Origin of the sequence: Reinekea marinisedimentorum, assembly GCF_004341165.1 — a bacterium.
Lineage (GTDB): Bacteria > Pseudomonadota > Gammaproteobacteria > Pseudomonadales > Natronospirillaceae > Reinekea > Reinekea marinisedimentorum.
On sequence record NZ_SLZR01000002.1, the window covers coordinates 400984 to 424432 of the forward strand.

General features: G+C 51.7%; 17 protein-coding genes. 4 read left to right on the forward strand and 13 right to left on the reverse strand.

The window, feature by feature from the left end; genetic code table 11:
- Positions 1-20: 20 nt before the first annotated feature.
- Together BCF53_RS04070 and BCF53_RS04075 are read right to left on the reverse strand one after the other, a co-directional pair.
- A complete protein-coding gene (locus tag BCF53_RS04070; protein WP_132700171.1) occupies positions 21-1898 on the reverse strand; it encodes an ABC transporter ATP-binding protein in 1878 nt (625 codons plus the stop codon).
- A gap of 3 nt (positions 1899-1901) precedes the next feature.
- A complete protein-coding gene (locus tag BCF53_RS04075; RefSeq protein ID WP_165901801.1) occupies positions 1902-2576 on the reverse strand; it encodes a pyroglutamyl-peptidase I in 675 nt (224 codons plus the stop codon).
- 152 nt (positions 2577-2728) lie between these two features.
- Here BCF53_RS04075 and BCF53_RS04080 point away from each other — a divergent pair, with 152 nt between their 5' ends.
- A complete protein-coding gene (locus BCF53_RS04080; RefSeq protein WP_132700175.1) occupies positions 2729-3622 on the forward strand; it encodes a LysR family transcriptional regulator in 894 nt (297 codons plus the stop codon).
- 109 nt (positions 3623-3731) lie between these two features.
- Positions 3732-5384, forward strand: a complete 1653-nt coding sequence (locus BCF53_RS04085; RefSeq protein WP_132700177.1) for a sensor domain-containing diguanylate cyclase — start codon at positions 3732-3734, stop codon at positions 5382-5384.
- Between the two features lie 6 nt (positions 5385-5390).
- Here BCF53_RS04085 and BCF53_RS04090 read toward each other — a convergent pair whose 3' ends face one another.
- From BCF53_RS04090 to BCF53_RS04125, 8 genes are all read right to left on the reverse strand, one after another.
- Entirely contained in the window at positions 5391-6656 is a 1266-nt protein-coding gene (locus tag BCF53_RS04090) for a sensor histidine kinase (RefSeq protein WP_132700179.1), read from the reverse strand.
- Entirely contained in the window at positions 6653-7330 is a 678-nt protein-coding gene (locus tag BCF53_RS04095; protein WP_132700181.1) for a response regulator transcription factor, read from the reverse strand. The genes BCF53_RS04090 and BCF53_RS04095 overlap by 4 nt, the downstream gene beginning before the upstream one ends.
- Positions 7331-7421: 91 nt before the next feature.
- Positions 7422-10571 carry an efflux RND transporter permease subunit gene (locus tag BCF53_RS04100; RefSeq protein ID WP_132700183.1) on the reverse strand — a complete coding sequence of 1050 codons (3150 nt, stop codon included), beginning with the start codon at positions 10569-10571 and terminating at the stop codon, positions 7422-7424.
- Between the two features lie 4 nt (positions 10572-10575).
- Positions 10576-11820, reverse strand: coding sequence for an efflux RND transporter periplasmic adaptor subunit (locus BCF53_RS04105; RefSeq protein WP_132700185.1), 1245 nt, complete (start codon positions 11818-11820; stop codon positions 10576-10578).
- Between the two features lie 3 nt (positions 11821-11823).
- Positions 11824-13185 carry a TolC family protein gene (locus BCF53_RS04110; protein WP_132700187.1) on the reverse strand — a complete coding sequence of 454 codons (1362 nt, stop codon included), beginning with the start codon at positions 13183-13185 and terminating at the stop codon, positions 11824-11826.
- A gap of 70 nt (positions 13186-13255) precedes the next feature.
- Positions 13256-14059, reverse strand: coding sequence for a type 2 periplasmic-binding domain-containing protein (locus tag BCF53_RS04115; protein WP_132700189.1), 804 nt, complete (start codon positions 14057-14059; stop codon positions 13256-13258).
- A 116-nt stretch (positions 14060-14175) separates the two neighbouring features.
- The gene (locus BCF53_RS04120; protein WP_165901802.1) at positions 14176-14943 is read right to left on the reverse strand and encodes a hypothetical protein; all 768 of its coding nucleotides are present in this window, start codon (positions 14941-14943) and stop codon (positions 14176-14178) included.
- Between the two features lie 97 nt (positions 14944-15040).
- Complete coding sequence (locus tag BCF53_RS04125) at positions 15041-15925, reverse strand: LysR family transcriptional regulator (protein ID WP_132700193.1); 885 nt, start codon at positions 15923-15925, stop codon at positions 15041-15043.
- A gap of 169 nt (positions 15926-16094) precedes the next feature.
- Here BCF53_RS04125 and BCF53_RS04130 point away from each other — a divergent pair, with 169 nt between their 5' ends.
- Both BCF53_RS04130 and BCF53_RS04135 read left to right on the forward strand, forming a co-directional pair.
- Positions 16095-17297 (forward strand): MFS transporter, encoded by a 1203-nt coding sequence (locus BCF53_RS04130; RefSeq protein WP_132700195.1) that lies wholly within the window; start codon positions 16095-16097, stop codon positions 17295-17297.
- A 99-nt stretch (positions 17298-17396) separates the two neighbouring features.
- Entirely contained in the window at positions 17397-18404 is a 1008-nt protein-coding gene (locus BCF53_RS04135; protein WP_132700197.1) for an adenosine deaminase, read from the forward strand.
- 84 nt (positions 18405-18488) lie between these two features.
- Here the strand turns inward: BCF53_RS04135 and BCF53_RS04140 are convergent, their stop codons facing one another.
- The 3 genes from BCF53_RS04140 to BCF53_RS04150 form a co-directional block, all read right to left on the reverse strand.
- Positions 18489-20015 (reverse strand): Lcl C-terminal domain-containing protein, encoded by a 1527-nt coding sequence (locus tag BCF53_RS04140; protein ID WP_207902644.1) that lies wholly within the window; start codon positions 20013-20015, stop codon positions 18489-18491.
- A gap of 254 nt (positions 20016-20269) precedes the next feature.
- Positions 20270-21739, reverse strand: a complete 1470-nt coding sequence (locus BCF53_RS04145) for a hypothetical protein (protein WP_132700199.1) — start codon at positions 21737-21739, stop codon at positions 20270-20272.
- Between the two features lie 480 nt (positions 21740-22219).
- Positions 22220-23431 carry a hypothetical protein gene (locus tag BCF53_RS04150; protein ID WP_132700201.1) on the reverse strand — a complete coding sequence of 404 codons (1212 nt, stop codon included), beginning with the start codon at positions 23429-23431 and terminating at the stop codon, positions 22220-22222.
- Between the last annotated feature and the right edge of the window lie 18 nt (positions 23432-23449).

The window sequence follows — 23449 nt, forward strand, 5'->3', positions numbered from 1 at the left end:
TTGCGATTCTGTGAAGTGTTTTAGTTTGTCAACGCGGGGCTGTGATTTGCGACCAGATGGCCTTTTGTCACCTCAACGTATTCGTGTACGTCGGGCTCATCACCTATTTTTCGAATGACGCTCGGAATTTCGGCGCTCATTTCTGGTGATTTATTTTGTTTTCGGTTACGAATAGTCGGCACCGAAGCAATGAGTTTTTGCGTATAGGGGTGTTGCGGGTTTTCAAAAATCTGCTGACGTGAACCGATCTCAACAATCTGGCCCAGATACATCACCGCAACGCGGTGGCTGATGCGTTCCACAATGGCCATATCGTGCGAGATAAACAGATAGGCAATGCCTTGTGTTTCCTGCAGGTGCATAAACAAATTGACCACCTGCGCCTGAACGGAAACGTCTAACGCAGAAACCGCTTCATCGGCAATGATCAGCTTTGGCTCGCAGGCCAGTGCGCGGGCAATGCAGATACGCTGGCGCTGACCGCCGGAAAATTCTTTCGGGTAACGACGGGCATGTTCGGCTTTCAGGCCGACCATTTCCAGCAGCTCGGCAACGCGTTCATCCGCCTGCTTTTTACTGCGCACCAGGCCGTGTACCCAGGCCGGTTCAATGATGGAAGCGCCAATCGTTTTACGCGGGTTCAGTGCACCGTACGGGTCCTGAAATACATATTGGATTTCACGACTGAACAGTTTTTTGCGGTTCGACGGCAGCTCAAACAGGTTCTCGCCATCCAGACGGACTTCACCGGAATGGGGTTCCGCCAGTTGCTGAATGGTGCGGCCAACGGTGGATTTACCACTGCCGGATTCACCCACAATAGACAGTGTTTCACCGGGGTAGATCGCAAACGAAACCTGCTCCGCAGCATGAACATAGTGAGAAATTTTGCCCATAAAGCCATCGTGCACACTGTAGCGCACGCTCAGTTTATCGACCTCCAGCAGCGGCTCGGCATACTTCACCTGCTTATCTAAATCGCGCTCGGGCAGGGTTTCCTGCTCTTCACTGTATTGCGCAAAATAACGTGGCTTTTCCAGCCCCTGCATGCTGCCCAGCTCAGGGACGGCACTGAGCAGGTTGCGGGTGTAGCTGGCTTTTGGTTCGGCCAGCAGACCTTCCATACTGTTACGTTCAACTTCTTTGCTGTTGCGCATGACCAGAATATCGTCAGCAACCTCAGACACCACCGCCATGTTGTGGCTGATGAAAATAATGCCGCTGTTCAGTTCATTCTGCAGGTCTGAAATCAGGCCCAGAATCTGCGCCTGAATGGTGACATCCAGTGCCGTAGTCGGTTCGTCGGCAATCAGAATTTTGGGCTTACAGGAGATGGCCATGGCGATCATGACTCGCTGCAGCTGACCGCCGGAAAGCTGATGCGGGTAGTAACCTAAGATGCGTTTGGATTGCGGAATACGTACCAGATCGAGCAGCTGACAGGCTTCAGCCTGCGCCTGCTTTTTGGAAATGCCGCGGTGAATCATCAGCGTTTCACACAGCTGATCGCCAATGGTAAACACCGGGTTGAGCGACGCCATCGGCTCCTGAAAGATCATGGAGATTTCCCGACCGCGGATAATCCGGTGCTTTTCTTCCGGCAGTTGCGCCAGATCGACCGAGCCCAGCAAATCACTTTCAAACTGCATACTGCCGTGGCTGACTTTCGCACCCAGGTGCTTCACCAGGCCCATAATCGCCAGCGACGAAATCGACTTACCCGAGCCGGATTCACCGACAATCGCCAGCGTTCGGCTGCGGTAAAGATCAAACGAAACCTTATCGACCACCGGGGTGCTGCCAAACTGCACCTGCAGATCATTTACCGACAGTATGGGCTTGGGCTGAAACGTTTCTCCCCGGCATTTTTGCTCCGGGCTGCTGGCTTGCTGAGTCATTGTTTAATTCGTCCTATTCTCATGAATATGCTGAGTAAGCTCACTTATGGCCAATGCAATGGCATCGGTCAGTGGCTTCTCGGCCATGGTTTTCGGCGTATCGATGTATTGTCCAGCTTCACCCTGTGGCGCTGTTATAAAAGGAATATGTATAAAGCCACAGAGCGTTTTTTTAGAATAATTGGAGTCCTGACTGTTTTTTTCGGCCAGGTAATTACTGGTGTAGAGCATCTGATTGCACAGGTGAGTACCGGCAAAAAAGGACAACTTGGCGTTGACTCCGGATTCATTGAGCGCATCAACCAGTCGTTCATTGGGGAAGTCGGCCTGAATAGCCAGCGGGCCATCATTGATGACCGGCAACTGGTTCGCCAGCATGCCGTTGATATCCGGGATTTTGGTGAAGTGGCGCCAGTTAATCGCCATCTGCTCCAAGGCGATGCCATCGTAATGACCGGAGACACCAATCCCTACCCAGGCATCAGGCTGAAACTCGGCCATCAGTTGTTCAATGGTTTGGTACAGCGGCTCAGAGGCAACCGGCATGTGCACAAAGCGAATATCAGTGTCACCCCAGTTGTGCAGCTTCAGGTTTTCGACCACAACCGACGATGGGTTTTCAGGCGCTCTCGCCCAACTGCTGTAACCCGCTACTAAGATCTTTGTCGGCTGTGTCATGCAAGTAACCTGATACGTGAATTGATCAGCTTTCATACTGGCAAAGGCCTTCAATCACATCAAATCATTAGTCATCATGACTCTATAACCTAATATGATACCCTTATGGAAAACATCTGCTTCCCCACCACCGACATACAGGATGACGCACCATGATCCGATACCGCCAAATAGAAGCCTTCCGCTATGTTATGGTCACCGGCACCATGACCGGCGCAGCCGATTCCATGGCCATCAGCCAGCCAGCGGTCAGCCGTCTGATCAGCGATCTGGAATACCACTTGAAGTTTAAGCTGTTCGATCGGGTGAAGGGTCGGCTGGTACCGACGCAAGACGCCATGCGCTTTTACCAGGGTGTCGATCAGTTTTATATCGGCTTTGAACAGCTGGAAGAGGTGGCGCAGAAGATCCGCACCCAGAAGCCCTCGGATTTGAAAATCTGTGCCACGCCGGCGCTCTCCACCTATGTATTTCCTACGGTGGTTGAGGCCTTCCAACAGACGCACCCAAACGTCAACCTGCTCATAGAAAGTCTGTCCTCCGTTGATATTGTACAGCGGCTGAAAACCCACATGGCGCACATTGGCATTACCACCGCGTTCCCTGAAGTACCGGGCGTTGAGCAAATTCCCTGGCGCACTACGGCGCACGTTTGTGCGGTGCATAAAAGCCACCGGCTGGCGGAAAAAGACATCATCACCGCCGAGGATTTAACGCATGAGGAAATCCTGAAGATTCTGCCGGCCGGCTTCGTAAACTGGCAACCGGTCACCAAAACACTGAAGCAGGCCGGCATTGAGTACAGCGACCGTATCGGCATTCAGAGCTCGCATACCGGCTACAGTATGGTGGCGCAAAACCTGGCGGTTGCCATTATTGAACCCTTTGCCGCGCCCGCCTGGCTGACCAATGGTGTCGTGGTTAAGCCGTTCACGCCGGCAATTGAGTTTGATTACGTTATTGTGCGTGCGGCGAACGTACCCGGCAGTGAAGCTGAGAACGAATTTATCCGCCAGGTGCAGAATATTTCGCTGCCGGCGTGGTAGTACGCCGTTAGAACGATGGCGTTATGCAAACTTGCAGCTAAGCTGACAATAACTGCAGTCAGAAGCCTGAAGGCCCTGCGACCTCTAGCCCATCACGCCAGCGAATATAATGACGACAGATACCCGGCCAACGGAAAACCTACCCGCTGATTTTTCGAATATTATTTCTGATCATTCATTGGAAGCGATCTTTATATTCGATAGCAATCTGCAGTGCCTGGATGCCAACGAGGCGGCAGCCAAGCTGTTCCAGTATCGCGCCGAAGATTTTATCGGCACTGACAGCTCCTTTCTGATTGCACCGGAGCACCGGCACATCGCCACCGAGAATGCCAGAAGCAAAACCACCGCACCCTATATTCTGGAACTGATAAAGAATGACGGCACCCACTTTCAAGGGCTGATACAAGGCACCAATGTCAGCATTCCCGGTCAGGAGCTGCGCGTTACCACCGTGCGAGACTTAACCGGCCTGAATGAACTGGAAAGACAACGTCAGAATTCATCGGACAAGCTGGCCTCAATTTATGCTAACCAGCTTGCCGGTATCGTGGTCATCGATGGCAGCAGAACGATCAAACAGGCGAACGATAAATCAGCACACATACTTGGCTTTGACAGGGCCGAAGAAATCATCGGTATTCCGTTAACGACAATTCATGTTTCTAAAGAGAAGCAGGAAAAATTTGACCAGCTCTATACGCATGGAAAGGTTCCAGCGACCGGCTTAACAGAAGAGTTTTCCTTTTACAAAAAGGATGGCAGCAAAGCCTGGCTTAAGGTATCCGGCAGCCCGATCAGCAAGGCAAACCCGCCCGACCTGAGCAAGGGTATTGTCTGGATTATTCACGACATCAGCGATCTGAAGGCGACAGAAGTCAAACTGGAGCAGGCGTTTCGTGAGCTGGAGGTGATATTCAACTACGCCAACGTTGCCATTGTGTTCACCATTGGTGACCGCATCATTAAAAAAACCAACCAAACCTTTGTCGATATGTTCGGCGGTGAATCACCGGAAGACTGGGTCGGCCGCTCCGCCAAAGACTTTCATACAGACGATGAATCGTTTTATAAATTCGGCGCTCAATACCATGCCATACTGACCAGCAACGATGTGCGCGAAGTGGACTATCAGTTTAAATCGCGCAACGGAAAAATACTGTGGGCCACAATTTCCGGCCGGGCATTAGATACCACCCAGCCTGCCGACCTGACCAAGGGTGTCATTTGGGTGCTCAAAGACATCACCCAACGCAAAGCCATGGAGCAGGAGCTGATACGGCTGAGCCGTGAAGACGCACTCACCGGTGCCTCCAACCGCCGCCACTTTTTTGAGCAGGCAAACCGTGAAATCAACATCATGCGCCGCTACGGTAAAACGCTGTCGCTGCTGATGCTGGATATCGATTTCTTCAAGAAGATTAACGACCAGTATGGCCACAGTGTCGGCGATCAGGCATTAATCTGCTTTGCCAAGCTGTGCAAAAAATCTGTTCGTGAAGAAGACCTGGTGGGCCGTTTGGGTGGTGAAGAGTTTGCCATTCTACTGCTCGATACCAGCCTCAACCGGGCCGAGGAAGTGGCCAGGCGAATACTGGAAGACCTCAGCAAACAAACCTGCGATTTACCGATTAAATCGATGACCGCCAGTATTGGCGCGGTGGAAGTTAGCCACAGCGAAACGCTGGAACAAGCGCTGGCCCGTGCCGACCAGCTGCTCTACAAAGCCAAACACAATGGCAAAAACCGGGTTGAGACCTAGCCGCGTCTAAAACTCGATGCAGGCCTCGTAGCGCTTGCTCTCGACCCTGTCACTGTACTTCCAGCCATAGCGCTCGGCCAGCTCACGGGTTAAACGCAGCCCCAGACCAAAACCTAAATCACCGGAATCGATGACATCTTCCTCGCTGGTATTGACGATGGTAATTTTCCCGGCCGTCTGCAGCACCTCAACCTGACCACTGACAGTATGCTGATAGGCATTACGAATCAGATTACCCACCACAATCTGGCACGGTACAAACGCCAGATTGATGGTGAAGGGTTCCGTTTTCACCACCAGCTCAACCGGTTTTTTATCGAGCAGATAATTTAAATCGGCAACCAAGCCGGTCACCACCTGATCGAGTTCAATGGTTTCACTGGCGGGCAGGTTATCGTTGTCGCGGCTTAACCAGAGCAGTGTTTCGGTCAGGTTGGTCATGGTTTTACCGGCACGATCAATTCGGCTTAACACCTCAACCTGTTTTTCATCAGCAACGCCTTTTTGCTGCAGTTTTTTCAGCAAATCGGTATTGGCACGAATCACAGAGATGGGCGTACGCAGCTCATGGCTGGCGTGCGCTAAAAACTTTTGCTCGCGGCTTAAGGCATCGTGTGCCGAGTTCAAACTGGCGTTCACTAACTCGGCCAGTGTGTTCAGTTCGCTGTAGTGAAAATCGGGTGTCGGTTGTTTTACACTGTTTTCATCCAACGCCTTAGCCCAGTTTTTCAATGATTCTACCGGCCGGGCAATATTACGTATCACAACCAGCAGGCCACCAATAAACAGCAATAATGAACCGGCGGCGAGCAATATAACCCAGGCCACGGGTGTTGCGCGCACTGACTCATTTCTCATCTCTTCCGGTAAATAATGCAGGCCACCGACAAAACGCTCTTCACCGCTTTCGGTGAGAACACGGAAATAGACACCAACACCATCCGGATGCGACAGCAAGTCACCGCCAATGATCTTCTTTTGCAGCTGCCGGAAATGCTGCGTAGGCTCATTGTTGAACAGCTCCCGCAGGTCGGCCGGTAAATCCTGCCAGCGGCTTGCCACCACGTGATCAAAAACTTCGACCGGATGGCCATCACTGACACCTTCAACCATGGCCAGACGACCCATAATTGGTGCCGAGCCCACGTTAATGCCGCGATGCAGGTTCTCGATAGAGAGAACGGAAAAGGCAAGCGTAATAATGGTCACCAGAAAGATGGTGGCAACAATAAAATAGAGCCGCAAACTGGGCCGGATATGGGTCGGTTTCATAAAGAGATTGGCTCACCGATGGCGAAGCCGACATTCGGTACGGTTCGCAGAATATTTTTGTCGCCGGCTTTAGCCAGCTGTTTGCGCAGGTTAAAGATATGCACCTTCAGGCTGTTACTTTCCGGCTGATCATCGCCCCACACTTCCTGAAAAATACGCTCGCGTGAAACCGGGTTTGGGCTGTTCCGCAGCAGTACTTCCAGAATTTTAAATTCGGTCGGTGAAATTTTCAGTGCCGTACCATGATGGAAGGCCTGCGCACCGGCCAGATCCAGCTCAATGCCTGCGACCTGCAGTTTTGTTACCTGGCCGCTCTTTCTTTTGGACAGAGCCAGCACCCGCGCCACCAGCTCTTCAACGGCAAAGGGCTTCACCAGGTAGTCATCTGCGCCGTGATCAAACCCAGTCAACTTATCGTTCAGAGTATCCATGGCCGTAAGCATCAATACCGGCGTATCAATACCCTGCTCACGCATTTTTTTACACACATTCAAACCGTTCATTAACGGCAAATTAAGATCGAGAACAATGACCTGATACCGGTTTTTCTCAATCAGATTCAGCCCAATCACACCATTCACAGCGTGATCGCAGCTGATATCTTCCATCTCAAAATAGTCGATCACCGCCGTCGCAAGATCGACATCGTCTTCAACCAGTAGAGCGTTTAGCAATTTTGTTTTCCTTTTTAGATACGAGATACGAGATACGAGATACGAGATAGCACCTAGCATCTAGCATCTAGCATCTAGAACACCTGCAACCTCAGGACGTCGCCAACTTCCGCCCAGTCAGCCTCGCCACAAGCGAGCGTAACAGGGTCTGCACCTCATAATTAATCAACAGCAGTGCCGGTATCAGCACCAGTGTGATAATTGTAGCGAACAGAATGCCATAACCTAAAGACGCCGCAGCCGGAATAATAAACTGCGCCTGGGTTGAGGTTTCCTGCAATAGCGGTGCAAGGCCGGCGAAGGTCGTCACCGAGGTGAGCAGTACGGCCCGCAAGCGACCGGTACAAGCCATGACAATGGCATCTCTCACCTGAGTGCTTTTATCTTTCATGATCTCGTTAAAGGTGGAAACCAGCAGCAGGCTGTCGTTCACCACCACGCCAGACAGCGCGAGAATACCAAACAGCGAAAGAATGCTAATCGTCAGACCATTGAAATAGTGGCCCAGAATTGCACCAACCACACCAAACGGAATGGCCATCATGATCAGCAGCGGCTGAATATAGGAGCGCAACGGCACAGCGAGCAGTGCATAGATGGCAATCAGCGCCAGCACAAACAGCGTACTCATAGAACTTGCAGTCTCAGCCTGTTGCTCGGCTTCACCGGCAAAGTCGATCACCAGGTTGGTGTACTGGTTTTGCATTTCCGGGACCAGCGTGTTCTGGAACAAGGCTACCAGTTCGTTGGACGCAATGATGTCTTTATCAACATCAGCGGTGATGTAAATAGCCCGCATGGCGTCGATACGGGTAATGTCCGATTGCTGATAGTCGGTATACACCGTGGCAATGCTGCTCAACGGAACGGCCACACTACTGTCGGTGCGGATCATGGCGTTCATCACATCCGCCAGCGTTTGCCGCTGATCTTCCGGATAGCCCACCTGTACCTCTACTTCATCGCTGTCGCGCTGAAAACTTTGCACCGTAGAGCCACCAAAATTAAGCAGCAGCTGTGAGGCCAGGTCGGCGGTTTCAATGCCCAAGGCACGACCCTGCTCATTCAGTTCAAACCGGTACTGCGGCACACCCGGGCTCATGTTGTCATCAATACCACTGACCCCTTCGGTGTTTTCCAGCATCTCTTTAAAGGCTTCGGCCACGGCAAAGACGGTTTCATCGTCAAAGGCTTTAATTTCCACCTTAAAGGCATCAACCATACGGCGACGGGCCGCAATAGAGACCTTCTTCACACCTTCGGGATTACCGGCCAGTGCGGTCCATTCTTTCGCTAACTCGTTGGAGCCATAAGCCGCATTGGCGCTCATCTCTACAGCCAGCTCACCGCTGCTGTCGCTTTCGGCCAGTACCTGAATACTGGCAATGCCACTTTCACTGCCGCCGTATTTCTCGGTCAGTATTTTGTCGGCCTGCATGGCCGCGTTTTCCAGTTGCAACAAGGCTGACTCTGTCTGACCAAAGCTGGCATCGGCGTACATCGAAACCTCGCCACTGATGGTATCGCCTTCCACATCCGGGAAGAACGAGATGCGCACCTTGCCGGTTAACGGCATGCCAATCACCAGCACAAACAGAGCACCGAACAGAATCACCACCGCATAACGGTTCGCCAGCGCAAGCTTGATCACCTTACGGTAGATTTTATCGCTGAACCATTGCAGGCCTGAATCGCAGCCGTGTTGAATTTTATTCCACAGGCCTCTATTGCTATCGCGATGGGTATTCACGTGCGCCAGGTGAGAAGGCAAAATCAGTTTCGATTCCACCATAGAAAGCAACAAACAGATGGTCACGATGGTGCCGAACTGAGCGTAAATCTGCCCGAGCGGCCCTTCTACGTTAGACAGCGAAACAAAGGCCGCCACCGTGGTAAAGACACCAAACAGCGTCGGAACCGCGACTCGCAGGGTGCCGCGAATGGTGCTCTGAATGGTATCGCCTTCGCTGCGCCGGGTGCTGTAAATACTTTCACCCACAACCACGGCATCGTCGACGACAATCCCCAGCGCCATAATGAAGCCAAAGGTGGTCATCTCGTTAATGGTCAGCCCCATAAACGAATCGGTCATGAAGTACAGCGCTCCGAAAAACACGAACGGCAAACCGGCCGCCACCCAAATAGCAACACGCAGATTCAGGAACAACGCCAGCACGATAAACACCAGTGCAATACCCGACAGCGCATTCTTCACCAGCAGCGACAGGCGTTCCAAAATCAACGTACTGGAGTCATACCAGGTCACCAGTTCCACGTTTTCCGGCAGCGCGTTGCCGGCGTTCCATTGCGCCACCACGGCATTGGCCTGATCGACAATATTGGTCACATCACCAAATTCATCCATGACGATTTCAATTGCCATGCCGGACTGACCGTTATAGCGCGATAGGGTATAGCTGTCGTCATCAAAGGTTTCGCGGACGTTGGCGACATCACCGAGATAGATTTGTGTACCATCGTCGAGCGTCAGCAATGGAATTTTCACAAAATCCTGCTGGTTATAAGCCTGTTCGGAAACCGTCAGCTGCACTACCTTATCGTTGTTACGCAGGCTGGTAGAGCTGGAAGAGCTCGATTCGGCATTAATGGCATCGGAAACATCCGAAAAGCTCAGGCCATAGGCCTGTAGTTTCGCTTCGTCCAGTTCAACAGCGATCACCGGGTCGGCGGTGGCTTTAATGTCTAAATCCCGAATGGCCGATTGCGACAGCAAATCGGATTTAATGCGTTCGGCTAAATCCTGAAAGGTTTCACGATCGGCATCACCATACAGCTGTACCCAGATGGCATGTTCTTCACGCGTAGCCTTAGAAATAATTGGGTTATCGGCATCGCTGGGAAAGTCATTGATGGCATCGACTTGGGTTTTAATGTCATCGTACAAATCATCGAGTGGGTAATCACTTTCCTTTTCCACCATGACGCTGGCACCGCTAGAATTCGATGTTGTGGTAATGCGATCAATACCGGCGACACTTTCCAGCGCTTCTTCAATCTTCAGCGCGATGCCTTCTTCTGCCTGCTGCGGGTCACCACTGTCGTAGCTGACTGAGATAGTGACTCGGTCCGGATCTAAACTCGGGAACGATTCTTTGCGCAATTCGTTGAGCGACAATACGCCCATAATAATGGTGGAAATCAGCAGCAGGTTGGCGGCAACCGAGTTGCGCGCAAACCAGCCGATAATGCCTTCGCCAGGCAGGTGTTGATTCTCGCTCATGCTGTTAGCCCTCTACCTTGGCGGAAACCTGCATACCCACCACATAGTTGGTCAGCGGTCGTTTCACAACCTGGGCACTGCTCAGGCCTTCGATCGGCGCAACATAGACGGTACCGGCTTTTTCAAACAACTTGTTGGCGGCGACTTTTTTCAGCTGGTTGTGATCATCGACATACCAGATATCACCGGACTGAGAAATAGCGGATGCCGGCAATGCCCAGGTATCGTTCAAAGTGCGGCCGCTGATCGCTGCCTGCACAAAGGTGCCGGGGAACAGCCCCACTTCCTGATCGAACGGGTTCTCAACGGCCACCACAATAGAACGCTGACGCGAGGTGGTATCCACATGCTGCTCTACCCGAATGACATAACCTTGCCAGCTGTTCTTACCTTCGGTATCGGTCAGTGTGACCGGCCATTGGTTTTTCTGCTGCGCAAGGTCTGCGTTACTTAACTTCGGCAGGTTCTGCCACTGACTGACCGAAAGCGGAATTTCAATTTCTACACGATCGGTACTGTACAGTTCAGCAACGTTGGTACCGGATTGCACATAGCTGCCCGGTTGCACGTTGCGCTCAACAATCAGTGCATCAAAGGGTGCGGTAATCACGGTTTTGGCTAAATCCTGTTCAGCCTTTTCCAGGCTGTAGCGGGCGTTTTCCACCACCGCTTCAGCAGCGGCCAGTTGTGGTTCGCGCAGTACCAGCGATGAATTCGGCTCGCCTTCCAGGCCAGAGCGCTGCCATTCCAGTCGCGCCTGCTCACCGGTGCGCTGCTCTTCCAGTAAATCCAGTTCGGCCTGGGCCAAATTGGATTCCGCTTCCGCAACGGCCTGACGGTAAGCGGTGTTTTCCAGCGTGATCAGCACATCACCCTGGTTCACCCGCTGACCCACTTCAAAGTTATCAGCCAGGCTGGCAACACGGCCACTCACTTCGGCGGTATAGCTGATGGCATAATGCGCCACCGCCTCGCCATAGCCCTTTACCTCGGCCTGATAATTTTCAGCCGAAACAGCCACAACAGAAACATTCATTGCCGAAGCCGCTGTCTGCTGTTGGGGTGCGCCGGGGCCAGCCTGCGTAGCGGCACCCGCCGCGGGCTGTGCGGTTTCGGTTTGTTCCAGCGGTGGGGCACCGGGTTTGTCGCCCGGGCCAGAAGTCGGGTTCCCAAAGGTAATCGCTATAGCTCCGGCTAAGCAGGTAATGGATATCAAAACGATGAGGTTTGGCATAACTTTCAATTTCATTTCTTAAACTCCTAATCCGAGAGCCAGCCCCAAGCTGATTCGATTGTAGAGGCGATTAAATTTGGCTTGTGCAAGCTGTGCCTGCGCGTCGAATAAACTGGTTTGCGAAGAGATCAGGTCGGAAATATCCACCAACCCTTCACGGTAATTTTCCTGATAGTGCTGGAAACTGCTTTGTGCATTTTTCAGCGCGTCTTCCAGGTGTTGCTGCTGCAGCGCCAGCGAGTTTTCCTGACCTAAGGCTTCCTCAACTTCATACACCGCGGTGAGCAGCGTTTCCTGATAGGCCCAGTAGGCATTTTCCGCGGTCAGCTCGGCAATTTCGGCACTGGCTTTTAAACTGCCGGCGTTAAACACCGGGGCAGAGAGTGAGCCGAGCAGGCTCCACACCGGGTCGGTAAACAGCGACTCCACCAGCGAGGTGTTGGAATCCGTCACCGATGCCGACAGGCTTAAACTGGGCAGCATGTCTTTGTAGGCGGCTTTGGCGCGGTAGTCTTCGGCTTCAATATCGAGATAGGCGCTTTGCAAATCCGGCCGGCGGGCAAGATCTTGCTCGGGCAACGAAGCCAATGGTGTCATCACTTCCGGGAACTCGGAACCGATATTCAGGTTCAGGTCTTGTCCAAGCAGGCCCACCAGCAGAGTCAGGTCGCGCTTGCTGGATGCCAGCTCTTCTGAATAAGAAGCGAGGCTCGAGCGGGCTGTGGCGCTGCTGGTGCGGGCGGTATCGAGATCGTCTAAATCACCCAGGCCAGCACGGTACTGCTCCAGAATAATGCTTTCGTTGGCATCCAGAACCTTCAGCCGTGCACTCTGAATTTCAACCACCTGCTGCTGATAAGCGATCTGCAGCCAGGCTCTCATGATGTCGGCCGCCAGTGTATCTCTGGCCGATTGCAGGCTTGCCGCAGAGCTGGCGATATCCTTGGCAGCGGCACTGCTGTTGTCGGCCAGGCGCTTCCAGATATCCATTTCCCAACTGACGGTGACATCCGGTGAAAAGGTGGTGTCCGAACCGTCTTCTTTGTAGGCATCAAAACCGGCCGTGACACTCGGCTTGCTGTCACTGGTGGTTGACGTACGCTGGGCATAGGCCATTTTCAGGGCCAGCAGGGTTTGCTGCACACCGGGGTTTGAATCGAGCGCCTGCACGATCAAATCATTCAGTTCAGGAATGTTCATTAGGTCGGTCAGTTGCATCGCTTCAACAGCGTTGTTCTGCGCGCCCTGCCAACTGAAGGTTTGTTCCAGCGATTGATCCGCCAGCTCAGAATAGGTTTGCTGGGGTGTGGTGGCGCACCCGGCCAGAGCAAGCAATGCAATGCCCGCGAGTGCAAAGTTCCCCCGGTAAAGAGACGTCATGTGTTACCTCCGCTAGTTTATGGCGGCAGATTACTCACATATCGGTTAAGGAAGGGTTAAGGGTTACCGGTCAATCCTGTCCATGTGGCTGAGCCAGCTCACATATAGGTTGCGACCCCTCGCCAAAGGCCTGCAGGCAATACTCCCGCAGCAGGCCTTCCTGCTTTATTTGCACAATAACATCTTGCAGTTGCGGAGCCAGCCAACTGTGTCTGCGATGCACATAGGGGTACAGGTTGACCGTTTCCAGCACACCAGCAAAAGCGATGTGGTCCCGGAAGGCATCCTGCTGCAGGTAGTAGTACATATCAATCATGTCGTGCACAAAGACATCGCTGTTCCTGAATTTCAGATTAATCAGACCATCGCGGCTGTAAGACACACTGGAAAGGTTCTCTGGTGCGATTAAATTGCTCAGCCTGCGTTGGTTCAATTCAATACCCCGGACATACTCAACAACCAAATCGCCACCGGCCAGGCTGCTCCAGTCGCCAAAATAGCTGTAGCTTTCATCTTTGCGAACGAAGGCTGCAGTTGGAATACTGATCACCGGCTCGTCTACCCGAAGCTGATTGTGAAACTGATGCCCGTATTCATAAACCCGATACATCTGGCCATCGATTAAGCCGGACTCGGCCATGAAAGAACTGCGCAGCGTTGGTAAGTAGTATATTTGCAGCGGAATATTGAGGCGGCGGAAAGCCTCACCGTAAACCAGCGCCATCCAGCGCGCGAGAGGTGTTCCCTTTGCTGGGCCACACTGCATAACAAAGGGTTGGGATTTGAACGCAGGCTCGGCCAGTACCAGGCTGTATACAAGCGAAAGCCCCATCAAAGCAAACAGTGTTTTGTTAAGCCGACCCAACAGCGCCATATTGACCACTTAATCATTGCAACCTGATCATTATAGTCACCCGCGGAAAAGGTGAAGAAAAAACACAGGCGCGCCAAGCACCACACTGTTTTTATGCGCTTAATTCAGCGCTGCGGCTACTGCGGAACCACGCCCCGGCACAGCTGTTCAGAACCCGGCCCGTATGCTTCCATGCAATATTGCATAGGCAAGCCTTCCGCTTTTACTTGCGTCAGGGTTGATGCAATAGAGGGCGCCAGTGCGCTGTGCTTGCGATGCACAAAGGGGTAGAGATTTATTCGTTCAATTGTACCGGCCAATTGCAGGTGATCTTTAAACTCGCCGGAATCCAGATAGGGTTTCATGGCAGTGTAGCCGTGAATGAAAACATCGCTGTGCTGGTATTTCAGGTTAACCAATCCATCATGAATGTACGAAACGGAAGCCAGCAAATTTGCATCCACATGCTGTTTCAGGCTCTTTTCAACGGCTTCGATGCCGCGCACATAATTGATTTTCAGACCGGTGTCGCTGAAGCTTTGCCAGCTGTTATCAAACTGAAGGTCACTGCCCGCGGGCACCACAGCGGTGAGCACGACGCTGTATATGGGTTCATCCACCCGGATCTGATTCGGGTATTTATCACTGTAATCATGGAAGCGATTGAACTGGCCATCCACCTCGCCAACCTCTGTCATGACGGCACCGCGAACATGCGGCAAATAGAGAACCCGCAGGGGAATATTCAGCCTGCGGAACACCTCTTCGTAGGTACGAGATATCCAAATAGCGGTGGGTGAGCCTTCAACCTGCGGTGCGTGAAGCACAAACTCTTTTGGCTGAGCCAGCCCCTGCGTAGCGGTACTGAGCGCAAACAGCAGAGTCAGCAGGTTTTTGGCGGTCACCGAGACTTTCCTGAATGAAATCAAAACAACTCCGGAACCGTTCTTTAACAGGCAAAATTATAGCATCAGTTTCGCTTAAAATAGCTTCGACAAAAGGCTACTCCAGATCATCTTTGACCTGATCCAGAAGAAAATCCCGAAACACCTGATTCGCCCGTGAAAGGTAGCTGTCTTTGCGCCAGGCCAAACTCAGGTCAACATAGGTGGGCTCTTCAAATGGCCGCGTCACAATCTGATCGTCATCCTGAATCGCCACCTTCCACATGGTGGAAATAGCATAGCCGCGGCGGATCAACTGCTTCATCATCGGCAACAGGTTGGTGCGGTACCCCACGTTCGGCTGCATGGCTTCGCGCGCGGTAATGGAGTCAAGAAAACGCTGATAGAAGTAACTTTTATTGGGCAGTACCAGCTCATAGGAAAGGAAATCTTTGTAGTAGATGATCTCTTTTTCGACCAGCGGGTGATCTTCAGCCATGCACACCACCATCTCTTCCCGCGCCAGCTGGCCGCTGTCGAGTTCCGGGCTGACGGCCGAGTTCACAATAACGCCCAGTTCCATTTCACCATCGATCAGTGCCTGACGAATAGTGCCGGTACCGGCATCGATAATATTCAGCGAGATATCCGGATACTGATGCTTAAAGGCCATCAGCAAAGGCGGCAGAAAATAAGAGCCCAGCATGTTAGGCACACCAATAATGGCCTCGCCCTTGACCAGCCCTTCCAGTTCTTCCATCGCGTGCTTGGCATCCACGGTTTGCTGCAGAATCTGCCGGGCATGCAGCAAAAACTGCTGGCCGGCTTCGGTCAGGGCAACGCCGCGTTCACGCCGGTGCAGCAGCATCACGTTCAGTTCGCTTTCCAGTTTTTTGATGCTGGCGCTGACCGCCGGTTGCGCCAAATGCAGCTGCCGGGCGGCCGCTGAAATGGTGCCGGTTTCGGCAACGGCGACAAAATGCTGTAGCTGACGAATTTCCATATTTCTGTCCTTACACAATACCTACATAAAAACGGCAATTTTGATAACAATCAGTGCAACATAAATATTATCTATAGGTTAGATAAAAACAAAATATTTTTTTTATTACGCTGAAAGCCTTAGTCTACCTGCATTCCAGCCATGACCCGCAACCAAAAGCACCCAATAAGTGAAAAAACTACACCATTGCCAGCGTCTTACTCTTTCTGTTTGTCTATGTTCAGTCGTTACATTTTTTAATATCTACTGGCTACAACCCCTGTTACCGCTGCTGCAACAGCATTTCGCTGTCAGCTCGCTGGGCGCTAACTTATCCATGTCGGCTTCGATGCTTGGCATGGGCTTGGGTTTACTGGTGTTCGCAACCTGGTCGGATGCGATTGGCCGCAACAAAATTCTGATCGGCGGCACAGCAAGCGGCATGTTGATTACGCTGCTGTTGCCCTTCATTGAAAACTACACACTGTTTATCGCCTTACGCTTTGTTCAGGGTGCCTTGCTTTCAGCCTGCCCGGCCGTTGCGGTGCCGCTGCTGGGAGATGAACTGCGCAAAAGCTGGTTGGCCGGAGCCGTTGGTTTTTATGTTGCTTCTAACTCAATCGGTGGTGTTTCCAGCCGCCTAATTGGTGGCCTGTGTGCAACACTGGGCAACAGCTGGCAAGCAGCTGGCATCGTTATCGGCGTGATCAGCCTGATTATGTTTGCCGTTGTTTATAAAATTCTGCCGGCACAGCGCCGCTTCACCCCGGTGCCTTTCAGTTTAAAAGTCAGCCTGAAATCTTACGCGCGCCATCTGCGCCGCCCGCGCCTGGTGCTGATGTACGTCATCATCGGCCTGGTATTCGGCTGCTTTGTTAACCAGTTCAGCTACCTGATGATGGTGCTGGGCGATGCGCCTTATTCACTGCCGAGCGGTGTGCGCGCACTGATGTTCATTACCTTCTTCGGTGGCACCATCAGCGCTTCCATGGCCGGCAAGTTTGCTAAAAAGCATGGTCAGCTGGCCGGTGTGGCGATGGGCGTCTCCATTATGCTGGCCGCTAACCTGTTCCTGTGGGAAGGTCATCTTTCAATGATGGTCATCGGTATGATCGCCACAGCGGTTGGCTTCTTCTTTACCCATGCTCAGGCCTCCACGCTGGTTGGCCGCAGCTGCAAGAAACACAAAGGCAGCGCGCAGGCACTGTACAGCCTGTTCTACTACACCGGTGCCAGCGTTGGCGCTTTTTTCCTGGAGCCGTTCTACCAAAGCTGGGGCTGGGCAGGCGTGGTGACCGGCACCAGCATTGCCATGACCACCTGCCTGCTGCTGGTGGCCATTGAGTACTACTACATTACTGATGCCCGCGATTCCCGTGCCCAGGCCGCTTAAGTGCAGTTAATCCACCTGTTTAATAGTTGAAGCAAGCACGGCATTTCGCCGTGTTTGTGGCTTATACTCTCACCCATAACCGCTAATAACGGAGCTATCGTGAGCGTACTCGAGCTAATTCAAAAACTACCTAAAACCGAACTACACCTGCACATAGAGGGCAGCCTGGAACCTGAGCTGATGATGCAGCTTGCCCAAAAACACGGCGTCGCCCTGCCCTACAACTCGGTAGAAGAGGTGGCCGCCGCCTATAACTTCGATAACCTGCAAAGCTTTTTAGACCTGTACTATTTAGGTGCTTCGGTGCTGCGTGATGAAGATGATTTCTACCAGTTGATGTGGCGTTACCTGCTCAGGTGTAAGGCAGACAATGTGGTGCACACTGAAATCATGTTCGACCCGCAAACCCACACCGAGCGCGGCATCGGTTTTGATGTATTCATGGCCGGTTTTCAGCGCGCCATTGACGATGCCAAAGCCCAGTGGGGGCAATCGGTGCTGCTGATTATGTCTTACCTGCGTCACCTTTCTGAAGAAAGCGCGCTGGAAACCCTGCAACAGGCCCAGCCTTACCTGCACCAAATTGCCGCGGTTGGCCTCGACAGCTCAGAAATGGGCAACCCGCCGGAAAAGTTTATTCATGTGTTTGCCGCCTCTAAAGCGATGCGTTTACAGCGTGTTGCCCATGCCGGTGAAGAAGGCCCGGCCGATTACATTTGGGGCGCCATAAAACACTTAGACGTGGCGCGGATTGATCACGGCGTTCGCTGTGTGGAAGACGAAGGCCTGGTGCGCTACCTGACCGACCGGCAAATACCTCTGACGGTTTGCCCGCTTTCCAATATTAAACTCTGTGTTTTTGATGAGATGTCACAGCACAACATCCTGCAATTGCTCGAAAAGGGCTTACGCGTCACCGTCAATGCCGACGACCCGAGCTACTTCGGCGGTTATCTGAATGATAACTATCGCGCCCTGCATGAGCACCTGGGGATGAATGAACAGCAGCTGGTGGCGCTGGTGAAGAACAGCTTTCTGGGCAGTTTTTTACCGGAAGAAGAAATTCAACGCTGGGTCGATAAGGTTGACCAGATAGCCGGTGCGTAACACGCCTGTCTGCAACGGCACCAGAACCAGGCAAATAAAAAGGCACGTCACTTGAAGTGCCTTTGACGCCTGCTAGCAGGAAAATTAATTAATCGTTCTTACCGCCCGCACCATATTGTAGGTACGAATTTCATCACCCTGAGGGCCGCGATGAATCGGGTAATCGGCCCGATCACCATCGCGCATATCAGCCCGCTGGCAACCCGCGCCATGAACATCCATGGTGTCGCCACCCATTGCGCCCATGCAACGGCCAAATGAAACGTAGATGGTCTGAGTGTCATCAAACGGGGTGTTAGTCCAGTAGTAACCCCAATCTTTCATGCCGGCGGCATTAATGATCGGCCGACTTTCAAAGATGGGGTCAATGGCCGCTGAATCGGTTGTATCCGGGCTGCGGCTGTAATCCACAATACTCTGCAGTTCTTTGGCATTTGGCAAACGCCAATCGCTGTGGCCTGCGGCATCCAGGCCTTCACTCCAGGCGAGAGCCTGCTCCCAGTTCATTGTTCCGTTACCCGCATCACCGGCATTCAGCACACCGCTGTCGGCTTTCATCCACATCAGGCCCGTGGCCAAATCTGAAACGGTACCGTCGCCGTTATCCACAAACAGGTTCTGTCCGTAATGGGTATTGCCACGCACGTGATAAAGGGTGAAGGTTTTGCTGGAAGGGTAACCCTTGGTGAAGCCATCGCGGAAGTTATAGCCAAACATGGTGGTGGTGTTACCCAGCGTTTTGCTGTCGTAAATGGTACTGGTGATGGTCTGCACGTCGATGTCTCTGTCGCCCGGATTAATCAGATCCATGGTCACAAAATAATTGTCATCGAAGTACGGCTGAACAATCTGGCCGAATTTGAACTCACCTGAAAACAGCACCAGCGAGTAGAGCTCTTTCAGCGTGGGGATGCGCCAGTCGTTATAGCCACCCAGCTTTTCGTTGTTGAATGCATCCAGGCCCGTCATGGCCTGTTCCCAGGTGAGTTTTTTACCGCCACTGGGTGCTTGCTCCCACATCAGCCCGGTTACGTTATCGGTAATGGTGCCGTCGCCGTTATCGGTATAGCTGGGCGGTGTCAGCTGATACTGCGCATCCTGGCCATAGAATGGCTGGCCGGGTTTGGGCGCTTCAATAAGCCCGTCGGCATCATAAAACTTAGAGACATTGGTCGAAACAACCGGGTAGCCGCCTTCTGCCGCTATATAGCCTACCGAGGCAAGCAAGGCATCTTCCAAATCGTTTGCATCCGCCAGTGACAGCTGAGGTTTGTCATTGAACATAAACAGCACAACCTCGGCCTGCTTGTCGGTAATGATGCCTTCTTTTAATGCCTGTTCTACCGCCGCTTCCCGGTCGCCCAACTGCTCGATGTATTCACCAATCTTCAAGTGCTGCTCAAAATCGATACCGTGCTGCGTGCACGCTTGCGCTACATCCGCGTACATCCAGCCTAATGTTCCGGTATAGAGCCTTACATCCAACTCTGGCATGGGTGGTGGTAAGCCCTCAGCACCCGGCCCGGGTAGCATAGCTGCGGGGCCTTCACTGAAGGCTAAGGCACTGATAGACAGCGTCGAGAGTAATAAGGCGAGTTTTTGCCTGTTCATGCGTTGGTCATCCTTTTGTTTTTGTTTTTAGAAGTATCAAAAGCGACCCATAAAAAGCTCAGTCCTTATTATGCGGCTGAGGTTATGCGTCCTGCATTTGTAGTAGGTTAAATATCCGTTAAAACACAGGGCGAAACATGATCAGCGATGAGAACCGGCTTTGCGCAGATGCTATCGCAGTTTCACAGGCCGCGTGTTAGCCCGCGTTGTTAGCAAACGATGAAAGAATTAACCACAGGGATGGTGGGCGGTGTTTAGGCCCGAATACTGGCGACCAGCCGTGTTAACACCGTTGCAATAAGCCGCACAAAAGAGGCCAGCAGCATCACAATTTGCAGCAGTGCCGGTACGAACGGCAACAACAAAAACAACAGTCCCGCCAGCACGATCATTTGCCCCCAGTTACCGAGCCCCAGCGTTGGAATAAAGGTATCGAACAGGCCGGAAAGGGCCCGGTCGATCAGAGAGTTGTTACGCTCGTACAGTGCTTTTTCTTCAACCGCGCCCCACTCGGATGCCAGCGGGGTATATTTGGTTTTCCAGTCGCCATACACAAACATATGCAGCGCAAAAATAAACCGATAGGCTTCCGACGCCTTTTGACTGCCGATAAAAATATTGCCTTCGCTGACGGTGCCAATATTGGCGATGCGCAAGATGCTGTACTTCTTTTTGCCAAACAGTTCATTGTTGAGAATCTGAGTTTTCTCTACGCCCTGAAGGTTGATGTAATCATCCAACAACTGGTGCGACTGCGCTTGGTACAGCGCCTTATCGCGCTGCTCGTAGTTAATCGGCAGCTGGCTGAATTCGCTGTACAGCGGCAGGGTTTTGCCAACGATCAGATCGGAATCGGCCCCCATGCTGTGTTCAGATTCTTTCACTGCGGAATAACTCTTTATGCCAATTAGCTCCACCGCTGCCACGGCAAAAGCCGGTGCGTTAAGGTTGCTGCCGTTTACATAGGCCGGCGATTTCGGCACAAACGAAAGCGCGATGTTCACCGGCGGGTAGCGTTTGTTCTGCCACTCCCAGTCGTTATCCAGCTTGCGGCCAAAGACATTGGTTTTTTCGTTAACCGGCAGCCCGGCATCATCGTACTTGCCGTTGTATTGGGTATTTACATCCACCGCAAACTGCAGTGCGTGCTGTTCTACCAGAATGGAATCGCCATTCACGTTCCAGTAGAAGGAATCGACCTTGCTGGATTTCGCCAGGGTTTGCTCAAGGAAATCCGGACCGGAATAATCGCTATCGAACAAGCGCTCAAAGAAACTGCGGTGTGAAAACGGCTGTGGCTGTAACACCTGCACTCTTAAATTGGGGTAACCGCGGTTGGGCTTATCGGGGTCGAGAATAAAATTATCGGTATCGTGAAACAGCTCGCCACCGTAACGACTTTGAATATCGTAATCGCTGTTCAGGTTGAAGAACTTATCGAGAATATTCAGGCCTTCTATTTGAACCTGTATACCCTGAAACAAATTTGCATCACCAAAACCGCGCGCATGCACCGCCTCTTCTGCCGCTTTGTTCTGCTCAAATTTCTGCTGCGCCTGCTTTAATTTTTCTAATTGGTTCTTGTTGGCCTGCGCAATTTCTGCGTTTTTCGCGCTCAGGTTAGAGTCGTAACAGGCATCAAAATAGGCGATGGCAAAAATAAGCAGCAAGGCAGCGCACAGCGATCCGGCCAGCCATGCCTTATGCAGCAGGAGGTTTTTCATTTAGTACTCGCTTGATCCTTCAGGTGAACTACTAAAATACTACATTCAAGTAAATGGAATACATATATTGAGTGGCATTCAGGAACGAGTCAAACAGGCAGGTCATTTTCTTTGAAGATTCTTACCGTTCTACGGATCCCTGGAACTTTCAAGCTGCGGTTGAACGTGACTCATGCACAGAGCAGTGACAAATTCGTAGAAGCTATAAACTGAGGCCGCCCAAATTGGTCATGGCGTCTGCTGGGTGGAAGATGATGGGCTAGTTTGCTAACCAATTGACCGAAACATTCTATTAACGACCCACCCTCCTTTAAACATTAAACGGTGTGTATTTATGATATGTAGCAGCAGTGGAATGGAAGTTCAGAATGAAAAGCGACGTCATCTACAGTGATCGCTCAAGATTAAAGTGGCTCTCGACTAAATGTAAAAAGCCCTTCATAAGAAGGGCGATACACTGTTAGCTCATTAGCAGAATACCTACTGCAATGCTAACGACCCAGTATTAAAACTACCATTGCTCAAAGTTGAATTATCGATGTTCCCGTTACAGTCGTATGATTCCAGTGAATAGGAGCTATCCCCTTCGTTGGCATAGCCAGTCAGTGTTAAATCCCCAATTGCCAAAGTACCGACCCAGCAGCTAATGCCTACACCCTCCAGAGTTTCATAAGCATACAAGACTGAACCTGTTGAAACCCGAAGATCACCAGTCGTCATATAGTCAGTCGTTAGAACAGAGTTAGTCTTCACTTCAACATTACCGGTGGTGTCTATATCGGTGGAACTCAATACACTGCCGCGTTCTAATTCCATTGAACCAACATCCAGATCCTCCGTATGAACAGTCGCATTATCGGCAAGATAAAATTCACCTGTCGTACTTATAGCATCTGTCTCAATCAAGGCATTTTTTTCGACATACGCCTCCGCAGAAGACAGGCTTTCAGCCTGCAATACGGAACCGGAAAACACGCCAGCGGTGCCCAGAATTGACAAGTCTATTGATGAGTCGAGTGCCGATCCCGATTCCAGCCAGATTTGATAGGCATTATCCAACACCACATCGTCATTGATATAAACAAAGGATGCGCCCATTGCTTTCAGAGAAAGATTACTGATGGTCCCTGAGCCGATCCGTAAAGTAGAGCTGCGAACTTCCAGGCTTGGCTCATATATACCATCTGAGTCAGCGGATAAAGCAGGAAGTTCAAAACCCATACCCGAATCAACGCCTTCAAACCGAACATAGGATTCACGGCGAATAGCAACCGTACCAGATGAAATAACGGTGTCATAAAATCGAATATTTGTTTTTCCTGCGACACTCACGGCAGCTCCGTCGGCATCGGCCTGAATAACGGCATCGAATATATACACATCGTCTTTATTGAAATAAATTTCTCCGGTGCATGTGCCTTCTACATAAATATTCAATCGTCCGGCCCAACGGGCTTCGTCCAAATAGTCTTTAAGTGCATATTCATCGGCACCACAGTCGATCGTTAGAGTTGAGTAACCCGTTACGACATCATCGATCTTATCTTCCAGGTACTCAAAATTTTCATTCACTTCCGAAGCCAGTGCGGCTTCGCCAGCGCTAAACGAGTGCAGTTCATCAATAGCAATAACGTTAGAGGCCAAACCCACACCAGTCAGTATTGCTAAAAAGTTGGTAGTTAATTTGTTCATCGTACTTCCTTAAGTTTA